Annotated in this window: 16 protein-coding genes; 5 read left to right on the top strand and 11 right to left on the bottom strand. The window is 72.0% G+C overall.

Annotated features, from left to right (window positions below):
- Positions 1-18 precede the first annotated feature (18 nt).
- The 3 genes from KUV85_RS01635 to KUV85_RS01625 all read right to left on the bottom strand — a co-directional run bounded on the left by KUV85_RS01635 (position 19) and on the right by KUV85_RS01625 (position 4,615).
- Complete coding sequence (locus KUV85_RS01635) at positions 19-1,395, bottom strand: DUF5719 family protein (RefSeq protein ID WP_219961478.1); 1,377 nt, start codon at positions 1,393-1,395, stop codon at positions 19-21.
- Complete coding sequence (locus KUV85_RS01630) at positions 1,392-4,259, bottom strand: glycosyltransferase (protein WP_219961477.1); 2,868 nt, start codon at positions 4,257-4,259, stop codon at positions 1,392-1,394. Before KUV85_RS01630 ends, KUV85_RS01635 begins: the two co-directional genes overlap by 4 nt.
- 95 nt (positions 4,260-4,354) lie before the next feature.
- A complete protein-coding gene (locus KUV85_RS01625) occupies positions 4,355-4,615 on the bottom strand; it encodes a WhiB family transcriptional regulator (RefSeq protein WP_237690180.1) in 261 nt (86 codons plus the stop codon).
- Positions 4,616-4,811: 196 nt separating this feature from the next.
- Here KUV85_RS01625 and cofD point away from each other — a divergent pair, with 196 nt between their 5' ends.
- The 3 genes from cofD to KUV85_RS01610 are packed head-to-tail and all read left to right on the top strand — an operon-like array spanning position 4,812 to position 7,712.
- Positions 4,812-5,825: a 2-phospho-L-lactate transferase gene (cofD, locus tag KUV85_RS01620; RefSeq protein ID WP_219961476.1), complete on the top strand. Its 1,014-nt coding sequence runs from the start codon at positions 4,812-4,814 to the stop codon at positions 5,823-5,825.
- On the top strand, positions 5,822-6,769 hold the full coding sequence (gene cofE / locus KUV85_RS01615) for a coenzyme F420-0:L-glutamate ligase (protein WP_219961475.1): 948 nt from the start codon (positions 5,822-5,824) through the stop codon (positions 6,767-6,769). Before cofD ends, cofE begins: the two co-directional genes overlap by 4 nt.
- A gap of 43 nt (positions 6,770-6,812) precedes the next feature.
- A complete protein-coding gene (locus KUV85_RS01610; protein WP_219961474.1) occupies positions 6,813-7,712 on the top strand; it encodes a DUF3105 domain-containing protein in 900 nt (299 codons plus the stop codon).
- 27 nt (positions 7,713-7,739) lie between these two features.
- Here the strand turns inward: KUV85_RS01610 and KUV85_RS01605 are convergent, their stop codons facing one another.
- Positions 7,740-8,825, bottom strand: a complete 1,086-nt coding sequence (locus KUV85_RS01605) for a mannose-1-phosphate guanylyltransferase (RefSeq protein ID WP_219961473.1) — start codon at positions 8,823-8,825, stop codon at positions 7,740-7,742.
- A 54-nt stretch (positions 8,826-8,879) separates the two neighbouring features.
- Here KUV85_RS01605 and KUV85_RS01600 point away from each other — a divergent pair, with 54 nt between their 5' ends.
- On the top strand, positions 8,880-9,602 hold the full coding sequence (locus KUV85_RS01600; protein WP_219961472.1) for a TIGR03089 family protein: 723 nt from the start codon (positions 8,880-8,882) through the stop codon (positions 9,600-9,602).
- Positions 9,603-9,630: 28 nt separating this feature from the next.
- On the opposite strand, the gene KUV85_RS01595 is transcribed toward KUV85_RS01600, so the two are convergent.
- The 7 genes from KUV85_RS01595 to KUV85_RS01565 all read right to left on the bottom strand — a co-directional run bounded on the left by KUV85_RS01595 (position 9,631) and on the right by KUV85_RS01565 (position 18,619).
- The gene (locus tag KUV85_RS01595) at positions 9,631-11,754 is read right to left on the bottom strand and encodes an N-acetylmuramoyl-L-alanine amidase (RefSeq protein WP_219961471.1); all 2,124 of its coding nucleotides are present in this window, start codon (positions 11,752-11,754) and stop codon (positions 9,631-9,633) included.
- Positions 11,755-11,906: 152 nt separating this feature from the next.
- A complete protein-coding gene (locus KUV85_RS01590; protein ID WP_219961470.1) occupies positions 11,907-12,671 on the bottom strand; it encodes an ABC transporter ATP-binding protein in 765 nt (254 codons plus the stop codon).
- Positions 12,672-13,595, bottom strand: a complete 924-nt coding sequence (locus tag KUV85_RS01585; RefSeq protein ID WP_219961469.1) for an ABC transporter permease — start codon at positions 13,593-13,595, stop codon at positions 12,672-12,674.
- Positions 13,588-15,579 (bottom strand): glycosyltransferase, encoded by a 1,992-nt coding sequence (locus KUV85_RS01580; protein WP_219961468.1) that lies wholly within the window; start codon positions 15,577-15,579, stop codon positions 13,588-13,590. Before KUV85_RS01580 ends, KUV85_RS01585 begins: the two co-directional genes overlap by 8 nt.
- On the bottom strand, positions 15,576-16,796 hold the full coding sequence (gene glf / locus KUV85_RS01575; protein WP_219961467.1) for a UDP-galactopyranose mutase: 1,221 nt from the start codon (positions 16,794-16,796) through the stop codon (positions 15,576-15,578). Before glf ends, KUV85_RS01580 begins: the two co-directional genes overlap by 4 nt.
- 6 nt (positions 16,797-16,802) lie before the next feature.
- Positions 16,803-17,687 carry a glycosyltransferase family 2 protein gene (locus KUV85_RS01570; protein WP_219961466.1) on the bottom strand — a complete coding sequence of 295 codons (885 nt, stop codon included), beginning with the start codon at positions 17,685-17,687 and terminating at the stop codon, positions 16,803-16,805.
- Positions 17,684-18,619: a glycosyltransferase family 2 protein gene (locus tag KUV85_RS01565; protein ID WP_219961465.1), complete on the bottom strand. Its 936-nt coding sequence runs from the start codon at positions 18,617-18,619 to the stop codon at positions 17,684-17,686. Before KUV85_RS01565 ends, KUV85_RS01570 begins: the two co-directional genes overlap by 4 nt.
- A 35-nt stretch (positions 18,620-18,654) precedes the next feature.
- On the opposite strand from KUV85_RS01565, the gene KUV85_RS01560 reads away from it, so the two are divergent.
- Entirely contained in the window at positions 18,655-19,419 is a 765-nt protein-coding gene (locus KUV85_RS01560) for an inositol monophosphatase family protein (RefSeq protein ID WP_219961464.1), read from the top strand.
- Positions 19,420-19,426: the final 7 nt, after the last annotated feature.

The following is a 19,426-nucleotide window of genomic DNA, read 5'->3' as shown; positions in this document are numbered from 1 at the left end:
ACCGATCCGGCCGGAGCCCTACCGGGCAGGCCGGACGTCGGGGACCTCGGCCTCGACAGGTGCCGGCGCCAACCGCACGGTGCCCCTGCCCCGTCGGTCGTCGACCAACACCGTGGCGGCCACCGGCGTCCGCCGACCGACCACCTGGACCCGCACCGCCGGGTCCGGGAGCTCCACCCGCAGGGCCTGGTCGGCGGCGATCTCGAACCGCTTCCCGTCCCAGATGGTGCGTCCGTCCGCCGCGGTCGCGGTCACCCGGACGACGCCGGTCCGGCTCGCGCCGCCGGCGATCAGCGTCTTCTGGCCGGTGGGCACGACCGCCGTCATCGGCTCGTCGTACGCCGTCGCGGGCCCGACCGCGACGAGGTCCCGGTCGACCAGGCCGCGGGCTCCCGCGACGACGGGCGCCGTGGACTCCACCAGCAGCCCGAGCGCACCCTCGGCGGCATCGGCGTCGAGCAGGTCGGCCAGCGGGAACTGGACGTGGGCACGCGGTGGCACCGTGATCCGTTCGGTCCCGCTGGGCACCAACGTCGACTGCTCGGTGACGATCCGCACCGTCGCCCGTACCTCGTCGTCGCCGGGGTTGGCCAGGAACAGCGACCGCTGCGCGCCCCGCGTCGGTACGCCGAGCAGCAGGTTCTCCTCGGCGGGCTGCTGCTGGGCGTGGAGGTAGTCCGTCGTGGCCGTGCCCTGGCCCAGCCGGTCGAAGGTGTGGCGCGCGAACGCACGCACCCGGCCCTGGTCGACCTGGACGTGCGCCGCGATCGCGCGGCGTGCCGGGCGCTCGGCGAGCCGGACCCACCGCACGCCGTTCCCGGGCACCGTGACCCCGCTCCACGAGGCGTCCTCGATGGGGCCGGTCGGGCCGTGGACGTCGATGTTGACCACGGCCGCCGACGCGTCGGGGTTGACCAGCTCGATCACGGTCGCCTGCCGCGCCGTTGCACCGGCGCCGACGAACCAGTCGTCGTACCAGGGGCTGCGGCACTCCGGCACCGCGCCGGCCTCGTCGCGTCCGGCGACCAGGCCCGGTGCCGCGTCGCCGCGACCGGTGGCCACGGCGGCCCCGCCACTGTCGGGAGCCTCGGTGACGCCGTCGTCCACACGGACGCGGTCGCGGGACTCGAGGCGGTCGTCGCGGTTGACCCGCAGCTGGACGGGCCCATCGCCGCCACCGGCTCCCCGGGTGAGTTGGAGGTCCCCGGCCGGGCGCTGGACCGGGGTCGGGCAGGCGACCGAGAGTCGGTTGAGCGCTGCCGAGCTGGGTCCGGTGACCGTCTGCTCCGGGGCGGTCGGCTGCAGCAGCGCGACGCTGAGCAGCGCGAGCAGCGGCAGGAGGACCGCCAAGGCGATCACGGGGTCGAGCCGACGGGGTGCGCTGCGGCCGGTCATGGGCGGGCCCTCCGGATCGTGGGCAGGCTGAGGACGACGACCACCGGCAGCGCGAGGCCCTGCAGCAGCAGGAGCGCGGTACGGGAGGGCGAGCCCTCTGCGACGACGGCGTCGGCCGCGGGTTCGTCCAGCAGGCGCCAGGCGCGGGTGGACCGGTCCTCGGCGCTGGCGCGGCGTACGCCGCCGGTCGCGTCGATGCCCACCGCGACGGTGCCGTCCACCGGGGCGGGCATGACGATGAAGGCGATGCCACGCTCGGCCAGCTGGCCGATCACCTCGCGGTTGGGGGCGGTGGCCAGCTCGGTGACCATCGCGGTGACCTCCGGGTCCTCCGCGGTGAAGGCGGCGACCTGGTCGCGGCCGAGGGTGAGACCCTCGTCGCGGTACACCCGGTAGGTGACGCCGTCGGCGACCGAGCCCTCCACGACCAGCACGCCGTACTGGTCACCGGACTCCGCACGCTCGGCCATGTACGCCGGGATGTCGGTGGGACGCTCGTCGCGCAGCTGTGCGCCACCCCAGCCGACGAACCAGGCGGCTCCCAGCGCCGGCGCGGCCAGGCCCAGCACCACGCCGCCGATCAGGACGCCACGACCGATCGCGGGCAGGCGGGTCGTGAGCAGCGCGTGGCCGGCGAGCACGGCGGCGGCGACCCAGCTGGCGTGTGCCAGCAGCATCGGGACGCCCAGGCCGGGCTGCTGGTCCAGCGGCGCCACGCGCAGCGAGCCGAGGGCGAGCCCGGTGACGAGCGCCAGCGTCGCCACGACCCAGCACAGCAGGACCGGGAGGCGGGTGGGACGCGGCACGAGGGCGAGCAGCGCGAGGACCGGGGCGACGAGGCCGAGCCATGCCGGGGCGCCGCTGTCGCCGAACCGGCCGAGCCCGAGCCCGGTGCCGGTCAGGTCCGGCGTCGGCCAGCGACCGACGTCGAGCAGCAGCAGGCCGGCGGAGTCGGTGACCAGTGCCGGCAGCCACCACGGGGCGAGGAGCACCGCCGGGACCAGCAGCGCCACGACGGGCGGCAGCCACGCGGTGCGGTCGGCCAGCACCGGTCGCGCCGCCGTCGCGACGACGACCAGTGCCACCACCAGCAGCAGGAGCCAGCACCACCACAGCACCGGCGCCGCGGCGGCGCCGACGGCCAGCACCAGGCCGCACCGCCAGCCGGCCTGGTGGCGCCGGTCCGGGGCGGGGTCGGCGAAGCCGAGGGCGGCGTGGGCGAGCCACGGCAGGAGCGCGGCCACCACGACGATCCCGAGTCGACCGGTGTCCCAGGCGCCCGAGACCAGCGGCAGCACCGCGTAGCCCAGCGAGCCGCCGAGCAGCATCCAGCGCGGCGCGCCGTAGCGGCTGAGGAAGCGGGTCCCGACCCGCAGGAAGCGCCACGCGCCCCACAGTGCGATCGGCACCGAGAGCAGGAACGTGAGCGACACCGCGGCGGCGGGGCCACCGGTCACCGTCGCGAGCACGGCCAGCAGGGGCACGTGCGCGGGTGCGGGCACCTCGCTGCCGAACTCGACGGGGTGCACGGCCGAGGTGTGCAGCTGCCACCAGGCACCGGTGTCGGTGGGCGCCGCTGACAGCGCCTGACCGACCACGGGACCGAGGACGTCCCGCGCACCGACGAGGTAGGCCAGGCCGAGCACGGCGAGGAGCACCGCGATCGGGTCGGTGAGGAAGCGCACCACCCAGCCGGAGTCGACGAGGTCCTCCTCGTCGCTGCTGTGTCGGGGCGCCTGTTTGGCGGGGTCGCGCTCGGCCGCGGCGATGCGGCGACGCTCGGCCACGTCGGCCGCCTGGTTGGAGGCGGCCGCCACGAGGTCGACGACGAAGTCCAGCCCGTGGCGGTAGGGCAGCCACCACGGAGCGAAGAGTCGTCGGACCCGGTCGAGGTCGGGCGGGGCGTCACCACGGGCACGACGTCGTGCCCGGCGGCCGGCGAACACCTGTCCGGGGCGGGCGTAGACCGCGGCCAAGGCCGCGAGCTCGTCGGCGGCCTCGCCCGGGGACCGGACGACCAGGAATCCGAGCACCCGCAACAACGAGGCGAGCACCAGGCGTACGGCGCGCCACCAGAACCGCCAGCCGTGGGAGTTGACCAGCAGCGTGTGGAGTGCGGCCCGTCGTTCCTGGAAGTGGGTGTGGCGGCCGGTGAGCGGGGTGGAGCGGATGCCGCGATGGGCGGCCTCGGCGTGGAAGACGACCGCGTCGGGGACCGCGAGCGTGGTGTGGCCGGCCGACGCGGCACGCCAGCCCAGGTCGAGGTCGTTACCGAAGATCGGCAGGTGCTCGTCGAAGCCGCCGAGCTGCTCCAGCACCCGGCGCCGGACGAGCATGCCGGCGGAGTGGACCGCGAAGACCTCGCGGACCTCGGCGTACTGGCCCTGGTCGTACTCGCCGCGCTCCAGGCCGGTCTCGCGCCGACCCGTGCCGCTCATCGTCACGCCGAACTCGAGCAGGCGGCGCAGCGAGGGCCACTCACGGAGCTTGGGACCGAGCAAGTCGGCGTCGGGCCGGTCGGCGGCGGCCGCGAGGAGGGCCGCCAGGGCCGTGGGCGCCGGGCGGGAGTCGTCGTGCAGCAGCCACACCCATTCGGGCTGCTCGCCCTGCTCACGCAGGTGGGTGAGGGCGGCGTCGACGGCCTCCGGGTAGGCGGTGTGGCGCTGGACGCCCAGCACCGAACCCGGGTGGGCCTCCTCCAGCAGGCGGCGACTGTCGTCCTTGCTGCCGGTGTCCACGGCGACGACGCCCGACGGGGCGTGCGTCTGCTCGGCGAGGCCCGCCAGGACCGAGGGCAGCCACGTCGCCCCGTCGTGGCTGACGAGGATCGCCACCACGTCGGTGGCAGGTACGGCGGCGGACACGATCGGCCAGCCTACCGACGCGACCCCATGCCTCCTCCATCCCCGGGTGACGTGGTCCTGCCCGGGGGTGGGGGAAGCACGTGGTCAGCGGCGCATCAGACCGCGGTGGCCTGCTTCTTCAGCTTGCGACGCTCACGCTCGGACAGGCCGCCCCAGATGCCGAACCGCTCGTCGTTCTCCAGTGCCGCCTCGAGGCACTCGATGCGGACCTCGCAGGTCTGGCAGACCTTCTTCGCCTCGCGGGTGGACCCCCCCTTCTCGGGGAAGAACGCCTCCGGGTCGGTCTGCGCGCACAGTGCGCGCTCCTGCCACCCCAGCTCTTCGGTGCCGTCCTCGACCAGAAAAAGTTCCCTCACGGCTGTGCCCCTTTCGACCCCGTTGTGTCGTCCGATGACGGAACGACATGTGTGAAATTACATGCATGTCATACCCCTCCCGTCAAGTGGTCATCTGGTATGGGATCGCACGACGGGAGGAGACGGGCGCCCCCGCGTCCGGGCGCGTCCCCCGGCCGCCGGTTCCGCGCCCCGCCTCCTGAGGCAGAGTGGCCCCATGGTTGGCACCGTGCAGAAGTTGACCGTGCTCTCCGGCGGGATGGGCGGCGCGAGGTTCCTCGAGGGACTGCGCCACGGCGTCCGGGCGGGCACCCTACCCGGCGTCGCCAGCGACGCCGAGGTCACGGTGGTGGCCAACACCGCCGACGACTGGTGGATCCACGGCCTCAAGGTCTGCCCCGACCTGGACACCGTGATGTACACCCTCGGCGACGGCATCGACCCCGAGCGTGGCTGGGGACGCCGTGAGGAGACCTGGAGCGTCAAGGGCGAGCTGGCGGCGTACGGCGTGGAGCCGACGTGGTTCGGGCTCGGCGACCGCGACGTCGCCACGCACCTGGTGCGCACCCAGATGCTCGACGCGGGCTACACGCTCTCGGAGGTCACCGAGGCGCTGTGCCAACGCTGGCAGCCCGGCGTCCGGCTCCTCCCGATGACCGACGACCGCGTCGAGACCCACATCGCCATCGCCGACCCGGACTCCCCCAGCGGGCAGCGCGTCGTGCACTTCCAGGAGTACTGGGTGCGGCTGCGTGCGCAGGTGACCGCCGAGACCGTCGCGGTCGTCGGCCTGGACCGTGCGACGCCGGCGCCCGGCGTGCTCGAGGCGATCACCGGAGCCGACCTGGTGATCGTGCCGCCCTCCAACCCCGTCGTGTCGGTCGGCACCATCCTGGGTGTGCCCGGGATCCGCGACGCCCTCCGCAGCACCCCGGCGCCGGTCGTGGGCATCTCCCCCATCATCGGCCGCCGCCACGTCCGCGGCATGGCCGAGCAGATGCTCAACGCCGTCGGCGTCGAGGTCAGCGCCGCCGGCGTCGGCACCATGTACGGCGCCCGGTCGGCCGAGGGCATCCTGGACGGCTGGCTGGTCGACGAGTCCGACGCCGGGGACGTCGCGACCGTCACCGAGGCCGGCATCGCCTGCGCCGCCCGTCCGCTGCTGATGGCCGACCCCGAGACGACCGCGGCGATGGCGGCGGACGCGATGGCCCTCGTCACCACCCCATGAACCTCACCGTCCACGCTCCCGACGGCGTCCCGGAGGTCGGCCAGGGCGACGACCTCGCGGCGCTGCTGCTCGCGGTGACCGACCTCCGCGACGGGGACGTCGTCGCCGTCACGAGCAAGGTCGTCAGCAAGGTGGAGGGACGCGTCGTGGCCGGCGACCGTGACGACTGGGTCGCCGCGGAGACCGCTCGGGTGGTGGCGACGCGCGGACCGACCCGCATCGTGCGCAACCGCCTCGGCCTGACCCTCGCCGCGGCCGGCGTGGACGGCTCCAACGTGCGTCGCGGCTCCTCACTGCTCCTCCCCGAGGACCCCGACGCCTCCGCCCGGCGGCTTCGCAAGGCACTGCACGACCGCACCGGCGCCACCGTGGGGGTCCTGGTCACCGACACCGCGGGACGGCCCTGGCGCAACGGCCAGACCGACATCGCCATCGGGGCGGCCGGCGTACGGGTCGTGGAGGACTTCGCCGGGCGCCACGACCCGCAGGGCAACGAGCTGGCCGTCACCGCACCGGCCGTGGCCGACGAGCTGGCGGGCGCGGCCGAGCTCGCGTCGGGCAAGCTCGGCGGCCGGCCGTTCGCGGTGCTCCGGGGGCGCCCCGACCTGGTCCTGCCCGCCGGCGAGGACGGCCCCGGCACCGCTCCCCTGGTCCGGGCCGTCGGCGAGGACCTCTTCGGCTACGGCGCCCGCGAGGCCGTCGTCCGCGCCGTGCGGGCCGACGCCGAGGACGCCGCGCCGTTCGGGCACCCCGTGCCGGCCGCCGAGATGGCAGCCGTGCTCCGGCGCGCCGGTCTCGGCGAGCCCACGAGATCGACGGACGGGTCGTTGGAGGTCGCCACCACCCGCGAGGACGCGCTGGCCGCCGTCGCATTCGCGCACGGGTGGGCGATCACGGGACGCGCGCAGGGCTCCGGTCACCGGTTGCTCCCGCGCACTCCGTAGACTCGGCCCGATCGATCGCAACCGACACGAGGTACCTCCCACCGTGGCCAAGTCCAAGAAGCCGGCGCGCAATGACCGTCAGAAGGTCATCGACGACATCCGACGCAAGCAGAAGCGCACGGAGAACCGCCAGGGTGCGATCATCATCACCGTCTGCGTGGGCATCGCGCTGGTCATCGTGCTCGCCGCGGCCTGGGGCCCCGCCTCCGCATGGTTCCGCAAGCAGACGATCTCGGCGGACTCGCTGGCCGACATCGGCGCGGCGCCCTCGGTGTGCGAGGACCGCATCACCGAGTCCCAGGAGGGCAACACCCACGTCGACCAGGGCCAGCAGGTCCAGTACCAGACGGCGCCTCCGGCCACCGGCGACCACTGGAACGTGCGCAACGTGGCCCCGGTGCCGATCACGCAGCGGTTCTACGACGTCGACGACCGTCCCGAGCTCGAGCAGCTGGTGCACAACTCCGAGCACGGCTACACCATCCTCTGGTACGACCCCGACGCCGTCGACGGCGGCGACGTCGCCGAGATCCAGAAGATGGCGGACTTCCTCAACGACAACGACACGAACTTCCGGTTCAAGTTCAAGGCCGTGCCGTGGACCCAGGCCGACGCCGAGGAGGTCGCGACCAACCTCGACCGGGCCGTCGCCAGCGCCGAGTCCCAGGTCGAACAGGCCCAGACGGCAGTCGACGAGGCCAAGCCGAAGGACGAGCAGTCCGCGCAGCAGCAGCTGACGTCCGCACAGGAGGCCCTCGAGTCGGCCCGGGAGAAGGCGGAGAAGGGCGGCGAGCTCCCCGAGGGCACGCCGTACGTCTTCACCCACTGGACCGCCGACGCCGAGGGCGTGTGGCAGTACTGCTCCGAGCCGAGCGGCGAGGCGCTGCAGGAGTTCATGTTCGACTACCCCTACTCCGACTCCCCCGAGCCGTACGCGATGTGACCGCGCCGGCCGACGGCCGGTGCCGGCTCAGGTGAGGTCGTCGCGGCCGCGCTCCTTCAGCGCGGCCACCACCTGCTTGACGTCCTGCGCGCGTTCGCGCGTGGTCACCAGCAGGGCGTCGGGGGTGTCGACCACGACCACGTCGTCGAGCCCGATGAGTGCGATGGTGCGCCCCGACGCGGGTACGACGACACCGCTGGCGTCGCGTGCGAGGACGGCGTCGCCGTCCCCGAGGACCTGCACCCGGTCCTGGTCCCCCAGCAGCGAGCCGAGGGCGTCGAAGTCACCGACGTCCTCCCAACCGAAGTCGCCCGGCACCGTCGCGACCCGCCCCGCCGCGGCGGCCGGCTCGGCCACCGCGTGGTCGATCGCGATCCGCGGCAGCCGCGGCCAGAGCTCACCGAGCCGGTCGGGCTCGGCGGCGATGGCCCGCAGCGTCGCGGCGAAGTCCGGGTCCTGCTCGGCGAGCAGGTCGAGGAGGACCTGCGGACGAGCCACGAACATGCCCGCGTTCCAGCGGTACTCCCCCGAGGCGACGTACTCCTCGGCCACCGGCACCGACGGCTTCTCCACGAACTGCCGGACCCGGTGGGCACCGGCGCCGCCCGGCAGCGGCTCCCCCTGCTGGAGGTAGCCGAAGGCCGGGCTGGGGAAGGTGGGCTCGATGCCGATCGTCACCAGCCAGCCCTCCCGCGCGGCCGCGGCGGCGCGACGTACGGCGTCCTGGAAGATGTCCGGCTCGGTGATGACGTGGTCGGCGGCGAAGGACCCCAGGACGAGGTCCTGGTCGTGCTCACGGGCCTGCCGCTCCAGGTGCGCGGCCGCCAGTCCGATCGCGGCCATGGAGTCCCGCGGGGAGGGTTCGGCCAGCACGGCCTCGGCGGACAGGTCGGGCAGCTGCGCGCGCACCGCCGCCCGGTGGCGCTCGCCGGTCACGACCAGCACCCGGTCCTCGGCGAGGGGCGCGAGGCGCTCCCGGGTCTGTTCCAGCAGGGTCCTGCCCCGGCCGGTGAGGTCGTGCAGGAACTTGGGGGAGCCCGATCGCGACAACGGCCACAGGCGCGTGCCTGCGCCCCCCGCCGGCACGACCGCCCAGAAGCCATCGATGTGCATGGCCGACCACCCTAGACGAGGCCGCGCCACCCGCCGGAACCTATCCTCGGCCGTGTGAGCACCACCTTCACCGAGATCCTCGCCCGCCGCCTGCGGTCGGACCCCGCACAGCCGCTGGTCACCTTCTATGACCACACCAGTGACGAGCGCGTCGAACTGTCCGTGGCGACCTACGCCAACTGGGTCGCCAAGGCCGCCTCGTTGCTGGTGGACGAGCTCGACCTCGAGCGGGGCGACCGGATCCGCATCGACCTGCCTCCCCACTGGCTCAGCACGGTCTTCCTGGGCGCGGCCTGGACCGCCGGCCTCGTCGTGACCGACGAGGACGACCCCGACGCCGTGGTGTGCGGCCCCGCCGGGTTGGCGACGTGGGCGCCGCAGGCAGCGGAGCGCGTCGTGCTGGCGTGCGCGCTGCTGCCCCTGGGCGTGCGGTTCCCCGAGCAGGTGCCGGCGGGCGTCCACGACGTCGGGGTGGAGATCTGGTCCCAGCCCGACGCCTTCACCCCGTGGGACCCGCCGGAGCCCGACGACGCCGCACTCGCGCGGGCCGGGATCCGGCTCACCCAGGCGGACCTGGGAACGGGACCGGCGGCCGCCGAGCCGGTCGTCCCGGTCGGCGGCCGCCTGCTCACCACCGCGAACCCGGCCACGGAGCCCGCGGTGTTCACCGACCCGCTCCGCCAGGAGGGGTCGGTCGTCCTGGTCGCTCAGGCCGACCGGGACCGGCTCGAGGCGACGTACGCCGCCGAGCGGGCCACCGTTCGCTTCCCCGCCTGAGCGACCAGGCGTCGGTGTGACCGCGTGATCAGCTGATCTTGCGGTAGTCCGCGAGCTTCTTCCCCAGCTGGATGCGGCTCTTGAACGAGCCGCTGTAGCTGGCCGGGATGAAGTACAGCTCGTGAGTGCCCTTCTCCCGCGCGATCACGTCCGAGTGCGGACCCTTGCCGAAGTTGTGCACCCCGACGAAGGCGTTGTAGCGGCTCGGGTCGAAGTTGACGTTGCGGCGGGCGACGTAGCCCCCCGGCCCGTTGCCGAGGTAGGCCGTCAGGCTGCTCCCGTTGCGCAGCAGCACGTCCGGCGCGCCGCCCCGGTTCCACCGGCCGATCGGCACCGGCGAGCCGCTCACGGCGCGGTAGATCCGGTAGCCGGAGTGGACGCCGTTCATCCCGTTGCCGCGGTAGAGGTTGACCTTGCCCGCGCCCCACGGCTTGCCGATGAGGTCCGGCCGGCCGTCACCGTCGAAGTCGCCGACGGCGGCGAGCTTGCCGATGCGCTGGAAGCCGCCCGCGATCACCGTGGCACCGGAGAACTTGCCCTTGCCGTTGCCGCGGTGGAGGTAGAGCTTGTCGTCGCTCTTGCGGCGGATGATCAGGTCGCCGTGGCCGTCGCCGTCCCAGTCGCCCACCTTGAGCACGTCGCGGGCGTTGCTGAAGCTCACGCCGGTGTTGATGGGCGAGCCGGCGTAGTACCGGGTCTTGGTGCGGTGCAGCGGCAGGACCATGCCCTGGCCGTCGCTCTTGCGCATCATCACCAGGTCCGGCGCGCCGCCCCCGGCCAGGTCGGAGTCGAGGTTCCGGCCGCCCCAGCCACTCTGGTAGGAGCGCGCCTTGTTGCGGATCTGGTCCAGCTGCGCGTAGAGGTACCGGCCCGGGCACGCGGTCGAGCCCGCGTCGCGGTGGCCGCTGATGGCCTGGAACCGGTCCCCCGCGATCCAGACCTTGTTGGTCTTGGCATTGACGCCGTGCAGCGACAGCTTCCAGGCGAACAGCCGGGCGAAGGCGTCGATCATCTTCCCCGACGGCCGTCCGCTCTCGAAGTTGCCGATCGCGGAGCCGGCGAAGGAGTGGGAGTTGTAGCCCAGCGTGTGGGCACCGACGACCGGACGGTCGACACCGCCGGCGCGGCCCTCCCAGATGCGGCCGAACTTGTCGACCAGGAAGTTGTAGCCGATGTCGCTCCAGCCGCGCGACCTGGTGTGGTACGCGTAGATCGAGCGGATGATGTCGTCGACCTGGTTGGCCTTGTAGTTGTTGGAGTTCACCGTGTGGTGGACGAACCCGCCGTGCACCTCGTAGTAGCTCAGCGACCCGCGGTCACGCAGCTCCTCGTTGGCGCCCCACTGGCGGCGCGAGAAGATCTTGGGCTTCGCGGTGGTCGCGGCTGCCAGCTCGACGGCGTCGGTGTCGGTGTCACCCTCCTCGCCGGCGTCGCCCTCGCCCTGCGAGTCGTCGGTGGTGGCGGCGGTCCGGGCGGTGTCGATGCTCGGGGCCTGGTCGACGGTCTTCTTCTCGGTGCCGGGGTCGATGACCGCGACCTTGAGGTCCTCGGGGGCGCTGCCCTTGGCGTCGACACGCACCTGCACGTCGTCCACGTCACCGACCACGACGGGCTCGGTGCCCGGACGCGTGCCCGCGCCCTCGGCCGAGTCAGGGTCGGGGCCGTGCTCGTCGTGGAAGGGCACCTCGCTCCACGCCGACCACTCGCCGTCGACACGGCTGCGGACCTGGAAGCTGGCGTCCTCCTCGTGGAGGTCGGCCTTGCCGTCCCAGGTGACGCCGATGGTGGCGTAGCCCGTGGCCGACATGGGCTTGCTCTCGACCCGCTGGACGCCCTTGACCCGGGAGACGTCGGCCCGCAGCGCGGTCCGACCGCGTACGCCGGCGGGCGCGGTCAGCGGGACCTCCTCCACCGTGGACTCCACCTCGCCGGCGGGGACCTCGGAGGTGCCGCCGGTCTGCTGCAGGCCGGCGTCGGCGGTCGCGGCGCTGTCAGGGCCGCTGGGGCGCACGTCGAGGGAGATCGTGCGCGCGGCGGGGGTCAGGACGGTGGCGACCACGGCGAGCACCAGCAGCTGCTGGCACAGGGTCACGAACCGGGTGCGGCCGTGGTGGTCTTCGGTCAGGGGGGCGTCGCCCGAGTGGCTGTCCATGCCGGTTTCTCCAAACGCGAGTGTGCGGGGAAGTTGTCACACGAGCAGCAACTTTCACATGCGTCACAGCGGTTGGGAAGGGTTTCTGAGTAACTACAAACGTGTAATTTCCACTCGACACGCCGAGGTGATCCCGAAACCTCCGACGAGGCTCAGATGTCGTCGCCCGTCTCCTCGTCGGTGACGTCCTCGTCGCCGTCGTAGTGGAGGTAGGCGATGCCCTCCTCGACCTCGCCGTCGAAGGCGAGTCGGCCCTCCTCGAGGACCAGGACCCGGTCACACATCTTGCGCACCTGCCCGGCGGCGTGGGTGACGTAGAACATCGTGCGACCCTCGGCGCGAACCTCGTTCATCTTCGCCAGGCACTTCTTCTTGAAGGGCTTGTCCCCCACCGCGAGCGCCTCGTCGGCCAGGAAGATGTCGGAGTCGACGTGGATCGCCACCGAGAACCCGAGCCGCGCCTTCTGCCCGGACGAGTAGTGCCCGACCTCGGTGTCCAGCCGGTGCTCGAGGCCGGAGAACTCCACGATCTCGTCGAACTTGCGCTGCGTCTCGGCCTCGCTCATGCCGAGGATGGCGGCGTTGAGGATCAGGTTCTCGCGGCCAGAGAGCTGGGGGTGGAAGCCCGCACCGGTGGCGATCAGGCCCGCGATGGTCCCCCGGGTGAGCACCTCGCCGGAGTCGGGCCGCATCACGCCGCTGATCATCTTCAGCAGCGTCGACTTGCCAGAGCCGTTGAGGCCCATCAGCCCGATCGACTCCCCCTCCTCGACGGTGAAGGAGACGTCGTCCACGGCCGGGAAGGTCTCGGCGATCTTCTGGCGGCGCGCCAGCGCCACCGTGACGTCCTTGAACGTGCGGTGGTACTGCTGCGTGAACGTCTTGGTCGCGTTCTCGAGCTGGATCGTGGTGACCATCTAGAGCCGCTCCGGGATGCGTTGTTCGAGTCGGGTGAAGATCAGCTGGGCGATGACCAGCAGGATGGCGCTGAGGGCGATGAAGAGCAGGCCGCGCTCGAGGAGGTAGGACGGCAGCTCGGTCTCGGCCAGGTTCTCCTCGGGTGCGGTGCCGGTCCAGAAGGCCCGTTGCACCAGCAGGACCGCGTTCGCGAGCGGGTTCCACAGGTAGAAGTCCGAGCCCGGATGGCCGAAGACCTCGAAGTCGAAGCGGTCCTCCACCATGCTGTAGGGGTAGATCATCGGGACGCTGAAGCGCACGAAGAGCTGCATGACGTTGACGATGTTGCCGAAGTCGCGCAGGTAGACGTTGGCCACCGAGAACATCAGCGCGGACGCGGTCCCGAGCAGCACGATCATGGTGATCGCCAGCAGCAGGGCCAGCAGGCCGATCGGGTCCGGTACCCATCCGACCGCCAGGCAGGCCACGAGCAGGATCACCAGCTGCGGGCCCATGTGGTAGAGCGAGGTCAGCATCGTGGCGACCGGGAACATCTCCCGTGGCACCGGCATCCGGTTGACGATCGAGCCGTTGCGCACGATCGACCGGGTGCCGGCACCGAAGGTCTCGGTGAAGAAGCCCACCACGACCAACCCGGCGAAGAGGTGGATGCCGTACCACGGCAGGTCGCGCAGGTTGATGATGATGCCGATGACGACGAAGTAGATGAAGAACTGCGCCGCCGGGTTGATGTAGGACCACATCAACCCGAGGAACGACCCGCGGTAGCGCGCGCTGATCTCGCGACGCACCAGCAGGCGGAGCAGGTAGCGCTCCCGGAAGACCGCGGCCAGCCCCTTCCCCGCCGTCGGCGGCGTCAGCGGGATGGTGGAGAGGTCGCGCCGCTCCCGGGCGGGTTCGGCGGGTTCGGCCGCCTCACTCATCGGCACCGCCGCCCGGCAACCACGGCGCCAGGGTGCGCTCCCACGCCTCCGGCGAGGTGACGTCGGAGAGCTGGGCCCGGTACTCCGCCGCCAGGCGCGGCCACTCCCGGAGCAGCTGCTGGTGCAGCTCGGTGCTGCGCCGCATGAGTTCGCGGAACTGCTCGGGACGGCGCTGGTACATCGCCGCCGAGGTGCCGTCGTTCATCGAGACCACCGCGGAGTCGAAGCGGCCCAGGCGGTACCACTTGGCATCCATGGCCGCGACCTCCGCCTCGGGGTACTCCCGCGACAGCGGCCGGGGCTTGCGCACCTGGCGCAGCGGCATCAGCGCCGCGCTCACCAGCTGCGCGGACCGGCTCGGCACGTCGGTCTCGTCCTTGCGGCTCGGCTTGCGCCGCCGCACCGGCGGGAAGGCCTCCCGCTCGGTGGCGAGCTGCGCATCGGGGAACTGCTTGACGAACTCGCGCACCTCGCCCAGCTTGGTCGGCAGGGTGTCGTGGAGGCCCTCGGGGCCCGCCAGCACCTCCTCCATCGCGCGCAGCCGCAGCTCGGCGGTGGAGTACTGCATCGAGACCAGGTGCATGATCTGGTGGTACATGCTCTCGCGGACCATGCGGCCACCGCGCGGGTACGGCGAGTGCAGCAGTGCCGCGACGAGCCGGTTGCGGTGGTGGAAGTAGGACTGCCAGTCCACGGCGTCGTTCTTGTCCGTCCACGGCACGTGCCAGACCGCGGCGCCGGGGAACGTCACCGTCGGGTAGCCGGCCTCGCGGGCCCGCAGTCCGTACTCGGAGTCGTCCCACTTGAGGAACAGCGGCAGCGAGAGGCCGATCTCGGCGATGACCTGCCGCGGGATCAGGCACATGAACCAGCCGTTGTAGTCCACGTCGATGCGACGGTGCAGCCACCGCGTCGAGCGCAGGTTGCGGGCCCCGAAGTCCCAGTCCTGCAGCACGCCGGGCGCGGACTGCCACCAGAACCGCCAGGACTTCACGACCTCGCCGAAGCTGTGCAGGCGCGACCGGCTGTAGATGTTGAACATGTGGCCGCCGACGATGCTGGGCCGCTTGGCCAGGTCGCCGAACGTCACCGCGCGGATGATGCCCTCGGGCTCGCAGACGACGTCGTCGTCCATCATCAACGCGTACGTCGCCGTCCCCTTGCGCAGCGACTCCAGCTGCCCGCGGGCGTAGCCGCCCGACCCGCCGAGGTTGCCCTGCTCGAGGACCTGCAGCGTGTCGCCGAGGGCGTCGCGGGCGGCGTCGAAGTGGGTGGAGTCGACGACCTTGTCGGTGCCCTGCTCCATCACGAAGACGGTGTCCAGGTAGGGCCGCAGGCCCTCGTCCTCGGCGATCTGGCCCAGCAGCTTGGCGCAGAAGTCGGGCCGGTTCATCGTCGTGATCGCCACGTCGACGGTGCCGTGGGCGAGCCGGTCCTCGGGGACCTCGGCGGTCCACTCGGCCGACTCGACGACCACGTCCTCGTCACCGGCCAGGACGTCGTACCAGTACCAGCCGCCGTCCACGAACGGCTTGAGCGTGAGGTCGAAGGTGAAGGTGCCGCCGTCGTCCTCGCCGGTCTCGGCCGACCCCACCCGCTGGGAGTGGCCCGCGGCCATCGACTTGTGCACCACCACGCTGGCGCCCCGGCCGCGCACCGTGATGGTCAGCGTGACCGCGTCGACGATGGTGTGGCGGCGCCAGTAGGAGGCGGGGAAGGCGTTGAAGTAGGTGCCGAGGCTCAGGTGCTCCTGGGCCGGCACCCGCAGCGCCGTGCGGGACTCGATCTGGTCGGGGTGGAACTGGCGTCCGGTCGTGGTCGACTGGCGCATCGCCGCGTGGTTGAGCTCCTTCGCGGCACGGCTGCCGCCCACGGAGTACTTGTCGGCGTCGAGGACGGCATCCTCGACGTCGACGTAGAGCGGGACGACGTCCAGGTCACGGTCGAGCGGCAGGATCTGCCGCTGCAGCAGTCGGGTGCTCACTGGTCGACTCCTCCACTCTTCAACGGCTCCCCCTCGGCGAAGTGGGGCTTGAGCTTGTTGTCATACATCGACAGCGCCGACCCGATGGCCATGTGCATGTCGAGGTACTTGTAGGTGCCGAGCCGGCCACCGAAGAGGACCTGCGGCTCCTTGGCCGCCAGGTCGCGGTACTTCAGCAGCTTCTCGCGGTCCTCGGCGGTGTTGATCGGGTAGTACGGCTCGTCGCCCTCCTCGGCGAAGCGGCTGTACTCGTGCACGATCACCGTCTTGCCGGGCAGGTGGGTCTTCACGCGCTCGGGGTGGAAGTGCTGGAACTCGATGATGCGGGTGTAGGGGACCTCTTGGTCGTTGTAGTTGACCACGCCGGTGCCCTGGAAGTCGTCGACGTCCTCCACGCTCTCCTCCAGGTCCACGGTGCGCCATGACAGGCGCCCCTCGCGGTGACCGAAGTACTCGTCGACGGGTCCGGTGTAGACGATCGGGACCCGGCCCTTGACCTCGTCGACGCTGAACTCGTGGCCGGCCTCGAAGAAGTCGGTGTCGAGCCGGACCTCGATGTTGGGGTGGTCCGCCATCCGCTCCAGCCAGGCCGTGTAGCCGTCGACCGGCAGGCCCTCGTGGGTGTCGTTGAACCACCGGTTGTCGAAGGTGTAGCGCACCGGCAGCCGGGTGATGATGTCGGCGCTGAGCTCGGTCGGGTCGGTCTGCCACTGCTTGGCGGTGTAGCCCTTGATGAAGGCCTCGTACAGCGGGCGACCGATCAGGCTGATCGCCTTCTCCTCGAGGTTGGTCGCCTCGTCGGTGTCGAACTCGCTGGCCTGCTCGGCGATCAGCGCGCGCGCCTCGTCCGGGGTGTGGGAGTGCCCGAAGAACTGGTTGATCAGCGCCAGGTTCATCGGCAGCGAGTAGACCTGGCCCTGGTACTTGCCGAAGACCCGGTGCTGGTAGTTGGTGAAGGAGGTGAACCGGTTGACGTACTCCCACACGCGCTCGTTGGAGGTGTGGAACAGGTGCGCGCCGTACTTGTGCACCTCCACCCCGGTCTCGGGCTCCTTCTCGCTGTAGGCGTTGCCGCCGATGTGGGAGCGCCGGTCGATCACCACCACCTTGAGGCCGAGCTCGGCGGCGCAGCGCTCAGCGACGGTGAGGCCGAAGAAACCGGCACCGACCACGAGCAGGTCGGGTCCTGACGAGGGGGTAGCAGCAGGGGTGGACACGGTGGGTCAGTCTACGGATGGGGACGGCAGGGACCGCATCTGGCGCGCGTCGCGATGGGCGCGGATCACGTTGTGGGCTTCGGCACGTCCGCCGCGGACCGGGCTGAGCAGCACCACGACCAGCATGATCAGCAGGGGCTTGAGCCGCACCAGGGCGTTCTCGCCGTAGCGGTGGTGCACCGCGAACAGGTTGCGGTACATGTAGTAGCCCTTCCACCCGGCGAGGTCGTGCTGCTGGTCGAAGTCCAGCTGCCGCACCAGCACCGCGTCGCGGACCGCGACGATCGGGAACCCGGCGCGACGGGCGCGGAGCGCGTAGTCGCAGTCGTCGTAGAAGATGAAGAAGCTGTCGTCGGGCAGGCCGATCCGCTCCACGACGCGGCGACTGACCATGAAGCCCTCGAAGGCGACGTTCTCCAACGGCACGGTGGCAGGCATCGCGGCCCGGTCGGGGTAGGTGTCGACAATGCTCGCGGTCTTGGGCTTGATCGCCCAGGGCCGGGTGAGGTCGAAGCGGGTGGCGGCGTACTCGGCCAGGCGGCCGTGGGCGTCCTCTCGCACCGCCATCAGGCAGTCCTCCTCGCGCTCCAGCAGCACGCCGAGGCAGTCCGGTGCCGGGACGACGTCGTCGTCCATCAGCCAGATCCGGTCGAACCCCTGCTCGTAGGCGGTGCGGACCCCGAGCCGGAACCCGCCCGCGCCGCCGAGGTTGTCCTCGCTGCGGATCGCCTGGACGTCCGCCGCCGCCAGCACCTCCGGCGTCCGGTCCGAGCTGGCGTTGTCCACCACGATCACCGAGTCGGCCGCCGGCTGCAGTCGCGCCAGCCCGGCCAGCATCGTCTCCAGCAGGTCGGCCCGGTTGTGGGTGACGACCACGATCGCCACGCTCATCGCAGGTACCTCTCGTGTCCGGTGAAGTCGCCCCGCAGGCCGTCGTACGCCGCCCGCGCGCTCATCGTGATCCGTCGCGGCTGGCGCCGGGTCAGTAGGTAGAACCACACCGTCTTCAGCCAGAACAGCAGCACGTGCGGCCACCCACGGTAGTCGCGCAGGTTGAGGGTGTTGTTGCGGGCCATGCAGTAGTGCTTGAGGTCGCTGGGGCTGTGGTTGTAGGTCGTGCGGCCGCCCATCATCGGCGAGCCGAGCTCGCCGATCGAGGGGTGGTGGACCCGGGCGCCGACGACGGTGGCGATGCGGGCGCCGGCCCGCTCGGCGCGCAGCCGGTACTCGTGGTCGTCGCCCCAGATGAAGAACTCCTCGCGCGGCAGGCCGATCCGCTCGACGAGCGCGCGGGTCAGCAGCACCCCGTTGAACGGGATCACGATGTCCTCCAGCACGCCCCCGGTGGCGACCGCCTCGGCACCGGCGACGTCGCGCACGACCTCGGTGCCGCCGGGCATGCGGATCGGGAAGACCAGTCGGTCCGGCTGCTGCTCGTCGACCACCAGTGGGCCCCAGAAGTCCGCCCCCTCGTGCGCCAGCAACGTCGCCAGGCAGTCCGGCGCCGGCAGTCCGTCGTCGTCCATCAACCAGACCAGGTCGGTGCTCGTCCCCTCGGCGTCCGCCGTGTCCTCCACGGCCCACTCCAGGCCCCGGTGGAACCCGCCGGCGCCGCCGCGGTTGCGGTCGAGCGTCTCGGCGCGGACCCGGGCACCGGGCGCGGCGTCGGCCGCGACCTCCTGCAGCCACTCCCCCGTGCCGTCGGTGGAGGCGTTGTCCACGACGAGGACCTCGGCGACCCCGTCGGTCTCGCGCAGGCGCGCGACGAGGCGCTGCAACAACGGCAGCCGGTTGAACGTCACCACGACTGCCACGACCCGCACGGCGGCGATCCTACGCGTCGCCGTAGGCTCGCCGTGTGGAGACCGCGGCCGTGTTGGACCTGCTCGCTGACGTGGCCGCCGAGGTCATCACCCCGCGCTTCCGCGCCCTGGCCGAGCACCAGGTCTCCGAGAAGAACCCGGGCGATCTCGTCACGGTCGCCGACCACGAGTCCGAGGTCCTCATCACCGAGGCCCTCCGGGCCGCCCATCCCGACGCCGTCGTCCTCGGCGAGGAGGCGCAGGCGCAGGATCCGGCGCTGCTGGACCGCTTCGCGGCCGCCGACCACGCCTTCACCGTCGATCCCGTCGACGGCACCAAGAACTTCGTCAACGGCTCCCCCGACCACGCCGTCATGGTGGGTGAGGTCCGCGACGGCCTCGTGGTGCGCGGCTGGATCTGGCAGCCCCAGCACCGGGCGGCGTACGTCGCCGAGCGCGGTGGCGGGGCCTGGCTCAACGGCGAGCCGCTCACCTGGACCGCTCCCGGGGACAGCCCGGTGCGCACTGCACGGCGTCGTTGGGTCGGCTCGACGTTCCCCGGCCTGGGGCGGCTCGAGCTGACCTGGGCATGCTGCGGGGTGGACTACCCCCAACTGGTGCACGGCCACGCTCGGGCGATCGCCTACCACCACTCCAAGCCGTGGGACCACGTGCCGGGCTCCCTGCTGGTGCAGGAGGCCGGCGGCCACGTGGGCTTCCTCGACGGCAGCGAGTACGACCCGCGCACGGTGGGCCCCGGTGTCGTGGGTGCCCCGGACCGCGCGACGTTCGACGCCGTCGTGGCCGGGTTCGCCGCCTGACCGGTCC

The organism is Nocardioides panacisoli (assembly GCF_019448235.1).
GTDB lineage: Bacteria > Actinomycetota > Actinomycetes > Propionibacteriales > Nocardioidaceae > Nocardioides > Nocardioides panacisoli_A.
This window is presented reverse-complemented; position numbering and strand designations above follow the sequence as displayed.